The sequence below is a fragment of the Streptomyces sp. W16 genome, assembly GCF_033194735.1.
GTDB lineage: Bacteria > Actinomycetota > Actinomycetes > Streptomycetales > Streptomycetaceae > Streptomyces.
Window position 1 is genome coordinate 1 of record NZ_JAWOAI010000596.1, and the last position, 5,445, is coordinate 5,445.

A 5,445-nucleotide genomic window follows, 5' to 3' on the forward strand; every position below is an offset into this window, starting at 1 on the left:
GGGCGGGAGAGCAGGTCGTGATCACGGTCGACGACGAAGGCCCGGGTGTGCCACCGGAGGCCCGCTCCCGCGTCTTCGAGCGCTTCCGGCGTGGTCCCGACAGCTCCGGCTCCGGGCTCGGTCTGACGCTGGTGGCCCAGCAGGCGGCGCTGCACCGGGGGAGCGTGACGGTGACGGAGGGCCCGGCAGGCATGGGCGCCCGCTTCGAGGTGCGGCTGCCGTCGACCGGCGGGGAGTTGCCCGGCCGTCGCGACTGGCTGATCGGCACAGCCGGGGCAAACCGGTCACAGAGTTTCCCCAAAGAAGCTTCCTAGCCTCCGACGCGTCGGACGGCCGACGGGACCGTCCGGGAACGGAGAAGGCCATGCACGCACGGGGAAAGCGCCTGTTCGTGGGGATCGCCACGGCGGCCCTGCTGACGGGCGGTACGACGGCGGCCACCGCCGAGAGCAGCCCCGCGCCGACACCGACCGGTGATGGCGCCCAGGCGCTCTGCAAGCGGCTGCCGAAGATCGACAACCGGATCGACCGCGCCCTGAAACGCCTCGACGCCGGGGTCGGCACCCGCGGTTCGATCGCCCGCCTGCAACAGCGCGTGGACAACGCCAAGTCGGCCGGCGACGACGCGATCGCCACGTACCTCCAGGACCGGCTGGACTTCCGCAGGTCCCTGCTGCCGACGCTTCGGCAGCGGCAGCAGGACCTGACCGACGTGAAGACGTGGTGCCAGGGCAACGACGAGGGCGCGAGCTGATGCGCCCGAAGGCCGCGGCGGCCGGGATCGCCCTCCTGGCGGCGCTCACCGCGGGCTGCACGGCGGGTCGCGGGAGCACGGCGGACACGTCCCCCTCGGCCGCCACCCCTTCCGGATACACGGAGATGCAGCAGAAGGTGGCCGCCGCCGAGTCCGCGCTCACCCAGGCCGACAAGGACGCGGCCCGGGACGCGAGCCGCTAACGCTCACCGCCCGGCACCCACAGCACGTCCCCGACCTCCTTGTTGGCGGCGCGGGCCAGGATGAACAGCAGGTCGGACAGGCGGTTCAGGTAGGTCGCGGTGAGGGGGTTCATGCTGCCTTTTTCTCCTTGGGCACCGTGCACCTCCATCGCCGCCCACGTCGACCGCTCGGCCCGCCGTACGACCGTGCACGCCTGGTGGAGGAGGGCCGCGCCCGCCGTGCCGCCCGGGAGGATGAAGGACCGCAGCTTCTCCAACTGCTCGTTGAAGCGGTCGCAGTCCGCCTCCAGCTTGTCGACGTAGAACTCCTCGACCCGCAGCGGCGGGAACTCCGGCTTCTCCACCACCGGTGTGGACAGGTCGGCCCCCACGTCGAAGAGGTCGTTCTGGACGCGGGTGAGCACCTTGACGATCTCCTCGTCGAGACCGCCCAGGGCGATCGCCGTGCCGATCACCGCGTTCGCCTCGTTGGTGTCGGCGTACGCGGAGATCCGCAGGTCGGTCTTGGCGACCCGGCTCATGTCACCGAGGTTGGTGGTGCCCTTGTCGCCGGTCTTCGTGTAGATGCGCGTCAGATTGACCATGTGGCCAGCGTAGTTAGGCCCCGGCCGTTCGGAACACGCGTGTGCCCACCGTCACGGCCAGTACGGCGAAGCCGACCGCCACCAGCACCCCGGTACAGCATGTGAGCCGTCGTGTAGGAGCCGACGCAGGCGTCCCGCACCGCGTCGACCAGATAGCGGAACGGCATGAAGTGCGAGAGCACGTCCAGCCAGGCCGGTGCCAGGGTCATCGGGAGCATCGGGCCGGACAGCAGCATCGAGGGCATGGTCATGGCGTTGATGAGCGGGCCGAACTCCTGAGGGGTGTCGACCTTCATCGCGGCGGCGTACGACAGCGAGCCGAGCGAGACCGTCAGCAGGGTGAGACGGCTCACCGGGGTCACCCGCATCCGCTCCACCACCCCCTGGCTCTTCTCGATGATGATCGTGAAGCCCGCGTACGAGGCGCCGAACAGGCCGAGTTGGAGCAGCAGCCCGGGCACCAGCACCTGCCATGAGCTGCCGCGCCCGCCGAGCGGCAGGCCCGTCAGGAGCGGGCCGAAGAACAGCAGATACAGCAGCGGCATCAGCACCCCGAAGAGCAGCGCGAAGCGGGAGCGGAGGGACTGCCGGAGGTAGCGGCCGTAGATCAGTGCGGTGTCGTGGAGAAGCATCGGGGTTCCTCTACGGATACGGGTACGGGTACGGGGCGGCGCCGGCCGGGGCGGGAGCGCGGCCGGTGATGGCGAGGAACGTCTCCTGGAGCGTCGCGTCGATCGAGCCGCCGTGCCGCAGCTTCAGCGCGCCCGGGGTGCCCTCGGCCACGACGACGCCCTTGTCGACGATGACCAGACGGTCGGCGAGGGCGTCGGCCTCGTCGAGGCACAGGACCTTCGGGCCGTGGGTGAGGGCCATCGCGATGTCGAGGCGCCGCCGCCGGCCGCCGGAGAGTGCGCCCACCTTGTGGTCGAGGAGGTCGGCGAAGCCCAGATCGCGGGCCAACTCCTCGGCACGTACCGCTGCTTGATCCTTCGTCAGACGGTAGGGGCGACCCTGGGTGACGAGTTCCTCCCGCACTCCGATGTTCGGGTCGGCCCCGCCGGACTGGGCCACGTATCCGCACGCCCGCCGCACTCCGACCGGATCGCTCGTCAGGTCGCAGCCCGCGACCGAGGCCGTGCCGCCGGTCGGTGCGAGCAGGGTCGTGAGCATCCGCAGGGTGGTGGTCTTGCCGGCGCCGTTCGGGCCGAGGAAGCCGAGGATCTCGGCCTCGCGGACGGTGAGGTCGATACCGCGGACGGCCTCCACGGGGCCCTGGCGGGCGGCCTGAGCGGCGGGCAGGGGTGTGGTGAAGCCGTCCGGCACGCACCCGTATCCGACGACCTCGCCCTTGTGGGTGCCGGGCACCCCGACCCCGGCATTCTGCGCTGGTCCTCCTGCCGGAGGCACCCGCGCGGCTTCGACGCGGTGACCGTCGCCGAGATCGCCGACGCCGCCGACGTCTCCGTCAACACCGTCTACAACTACTTCCCGGCGAAGGAGGACCTCTTCCTCGACCGCTCCGCCGGGTGCGCGGCCGGAACAAGGGGGAGTCGGCCGCCGTCGCCGTCCTGCGCGAACTGCGCGAGGAGATCGAGGCGGTCTCGCCGCGGGTCGGGCTGATGCCCGGGTACGCCGCCTTCATTCGGGTCATCGAGGACGCGCCGGCGCTGCGCTCGCGGCTGTGGGCGATCGGTCAGGAGGTTCAGGCCAACCTTGAGGCGGCCCTGCGCGAGGAGACCGGCGCCGCGGACGACGACCCCATGCCGCACCTGATCGCCGGTCAGCTCGGCTGGGTGCACAGCACCGTCATGGGTGTGATCGGCCGCCAGATGGTCAAGGAGCGCAATCCGGGCGAAGTGTCACGAGAGGCCCTGGTCCTCCTCGACGACATCGAGGACCTGTTGAGCGAGAACGTCCTCAACTACGCCGTACGGGCGGTCGAATGACCCGCGCCGGTGTGATGTCCGTCAGATGAGACGTGACGCGCGTTACTTACCGGTCACACAGCGCCGCGGCTTCGCTAGTGTCCGCCCAGAGGCATACGGATACACGCTGTAAGCGTTTCAAAGGGGAGTCGCACAGTGGCACGGAAGCTTGCCGTCATCGGCGCCGGACTCATGGGTTCCGGTATCGCCCAGGTCTCCGCGCAGGCGGGCTGGGACGTTGTCCTGCGCGATGTCACCGACGAAGCCCTGAAGCGTGGCACCGACGGCATCAAGGCCTCGTACGACAAGTTCGTGAGCAAGGGCAAGCTGGAGGCGCACGACGCCGACGCGGCCCTCGGACGTATCACGGCGACCACCGACCTCGACGCCGTCGGCGACGCGGACATTGTCGTCGAGGCCGTCTTCGAGAAGCTGGAAGTCAAGCACGAGATCTTCCGCGCGCTCGACAAGATCGCCCGGGAGGACGCCGTCCTCGCCTCCAACACCTCCGCCATCCCGATCACGAAGATCGCGGCCGTGACGGAGCGTCCGGAGCGCGTCGTGGGCGCGCACTTCTTCTCGCCGGTGCCGATGATGCAGCTGTGCGAACTCGTGCGCGGCTACAAGACGAGCGACGAAACCCTCGCCACCGCAAGGGAGTTCGCCGAATCCGTCGGCAAGACCTGCATCGTCGTCAACCGTGACGTGGCCGGCTTCGTGACGACCCGTCTCATCTCGGCGCTCGTCGTCGAGGCGGCGAAGCTGTACGAGTCGGGCGTCGCCACCGCCGAGGACATCGACCTCGCCTGCAAGCTGGGCTTCGGTCACGCGATGGGCCCGCTGGCCACCGCGGACCTCACCGGCGTCGACATCCTGCTGCACGCGACCAGCAACATCTACACCGAGTCACAGGACGAGAAGTTCGCCCCGCCGGAGCTGATGCGCCGAATGGTGGACGCCGGTGACATCGGCCGCAAGAGCGGGCAGGGCTTCTACAAGCACTGAAACCGCATACGCCCCTGCGGCATCACACCCAGGGGTGAATTCGGTATCGGTTCGCTCACAGACGGCAACCTCCCGGCACTTCACGCAGTCAGAGGTTGCATCACCGACTTCGCCGATATCACCGAGTACGCCACCGCACTCACGGGGAGCGCATATGTACATCAGGGGCGACCACGTCGAGCTGGTCGTCGGGGGCCGCCTCGACGTCCGCAGCGCGGCGGACGCCCGTACGGTCCTGCACTCGGCCGTCGACGACGGAGTCGGCGATCTGGTACTCGACCTGTCCGAGCTCGACTCCTGGGACGCCACCGGCCTCGGCGTCATCATGGGTGCCCATCGACGGGCCGGCCGCTGCGGCCGGCGCCTGGTGCTGCGCGGCGTACCGCCGCAGATGCAGCGCCTGCTCGTGGCCACCCGGCTGCACCGCATCCTCGCCATCGAGGGCGGGATCGGAGCGGAGTCCCTGCCCAGGGTGTGACATCGGCTCCCAGGGTGTGGCGTCGGCCGCGCACAATCCTCACGAGACTGTGATGTCTCGGACGGCGCGGTACCCCGGGCTGTCGTAGATACTGTGCGAAGGTTTAGGGTTCGGTCGCCCGCTCTGTGACAACCCTTCGAGCGGGCCCGGACCAGAAGCGACAGCGCGGTGTGCAGCAAGGCCGGGAGGGGCCTGGGTCCTGTCGACCCGCACACGACGCTTTTGGGGGGCTTGGACCTATGGACCCGATCAACCGGGAACCCGAGGAGTACGGCCAGGACGGCGACGACACGTCGTCGCGCCAGCGCCCGCCCCGGGAACCCCTCACCACCGACTTCGGCCAGCACACACCCGCACTCGCCCGCACCGTGCAGCTGGTCACCGGCGACTTCCTGCTCACCGTCAACCCCGTCGACGGCAGCGAGATCGAGGTCTGCCCGCCCGGACAGCGGCCCGGCCGGCCGGCCAAGCTCACCGCCGCCGCGCGCGCCGAGAC

At 69.8% G+C, this 5,445-nt stretch carries 7 protein-coding genes and 3 pseudogenes; 7 read left to right on the forward strand and 3 right to left on the reverse strand.

The features are described from left to right. From R6V09_RS44750 to R6V09_RS44760, 3 genes are all read left to right on the forward strand, one after another. The coding region (locus tag R6V09_RS44750) for a sensor histidine kinase (protein ID WP_317887226.1) at positions 1-314 on the forward strand (314 nt) is incomplete at its 5' end. Positions 315-364: 50 nt separating this feature from the next. Further along, on the forward strand, positions 365-754 hold the full coding sequence (locus tag R6V09_RS44755) for a hypothetical protein (protein ID WP_317887227.1): 390 nt from the start codon (positions 365-367) through the stop codon (positions 752-754). Further along, on the forward strand, positions 754-957 hold the full coding sequence (locus R6V09_RS44760) for a hypothetical protein (protein WP_317887228.1): 204 nt from the start codon (positions 754-756) through the stop codon (positions 955-957). The genes R6V09_RS44755 and R6V09_RS44760 overlap by 1 nt, the downstream gene beginning before the upstream one ends. Here the strand turns inward: R6V09_RS44760 and R6V09_RS44765 are convergent. The 3 genes and pseudogenes from R6V09_RS44765 to R6V09_RS44775 form a co-directional block, all read right to left on the reverse strand. Beyond that, a complete protein-coding gene (locus tag R6V09_RS44765; protein WP_317887229.1) occupies positions 954-1,541 on the reverse strand; it encodes a cob(I)yrinic acid a,c-diamide adenosyltransferase in 588 nt (195 codons plus the stop codon). The genes R6V09_RS44760 and R6V09_RS44765 overlap by 4 nt on opposite strands. Before the next feature lie 13 nt (positions 1,542-1,554). Then, positions 1,555-2,173, reverse strand: a pseudogene (locus tag R6V09_RS44770) (ABC transporter permease). A 10-nt stretch (positions 2,174-2,183) separates the two neighbouring features. After that, entirely contained in the window at positions 2,184-2,864 is a 681-nt protein-coding gene (locus tag R6V09_RS44775) for an ATP-binding cassette domain-containing protein (protein WP_317887231.1), read from the reverse strand. An 87-nt stretch (positions 2,865-2,951) separates the two neighbouring features. Between R6V09_RS44775 and R6V09_RS44780 the strand changes: the two are divergent. The 4 genes and pseudogenes from R6V09_RS44780 to R6V09_RS44795 form a co-directional block, all read left to right on the forward strand. After that, positions 2,952-3,487 (forward strand): annotated as a pseudogene (locus R6V09_RS44780) (TetR/AcrR family transcriptional regulator); the annotation flags it as partial. A 135-nt stretch (positions 3,488-3,622) separates the two neighbouring features. Next, complete coding sequence (locus tag R6V09_RS44785; protein WP_043683080.1) at positions 3,623-4,471, forward strand: 3-hydroxyacyl-CoA dehydrogenase family protein; 849 nt, start codon at positions 3,623-3,625, stop codon at positions 4,469-4,471. A 154-nt stretch (positions 4,472-4,625) separates the two neighbouring features. Further along, positions 4,626-4,949 (forward strand): STAS domain-containing protein, encoded by a 324-nt coding sequence (locus tag R6V09_RS44790; protein ID WP_317887230.1) that lies wholly within the window; start codon positions 4,626-4,628, stop codon positions 4,947-4,949. 239 nt (positions 4,950-5,188) lie between these two features. Beyond that, positions 5,189-5,445, forward strand: a pseudogene (locus R6V09_RS44795) (ATP-binding protein); the annotation flags it as partial.

What these genes read in the sequence shown, in the direction of transcription:
- R6V09_RS44790 (WP_317887230.1), top strand. Translation starts at nt 4,626, where the DNA reads ATGTACATCAGGGGCGACCACGTCGAGCTGGTCGTCGGGGGCCGCCTC.
- R6V09_RS44765 (WP_317887229.1), bottom strand. Translation starts at nt 1,541, where the DNA reads ATGGTCAATCTGACGCGCATCTACACGAAGACCGGCGACAAGGGCACC.
- R6V09_RS44755 (WP_317887227.1), top strand. Translation starts at nt 365, where the DNA reads ATGCACGCACGGGGAAAGCGCCTGTTCGTGGGGATCGCCACGGCGGCC.
- R6V09_RS44760 (WP_317887228.1), top strand. Translation starts at nt 754, where the DNA reads ATGCGCCCGAAGGCCGCGGCGGCCGGGATCGCCCTCCTGGCGGCGCTC.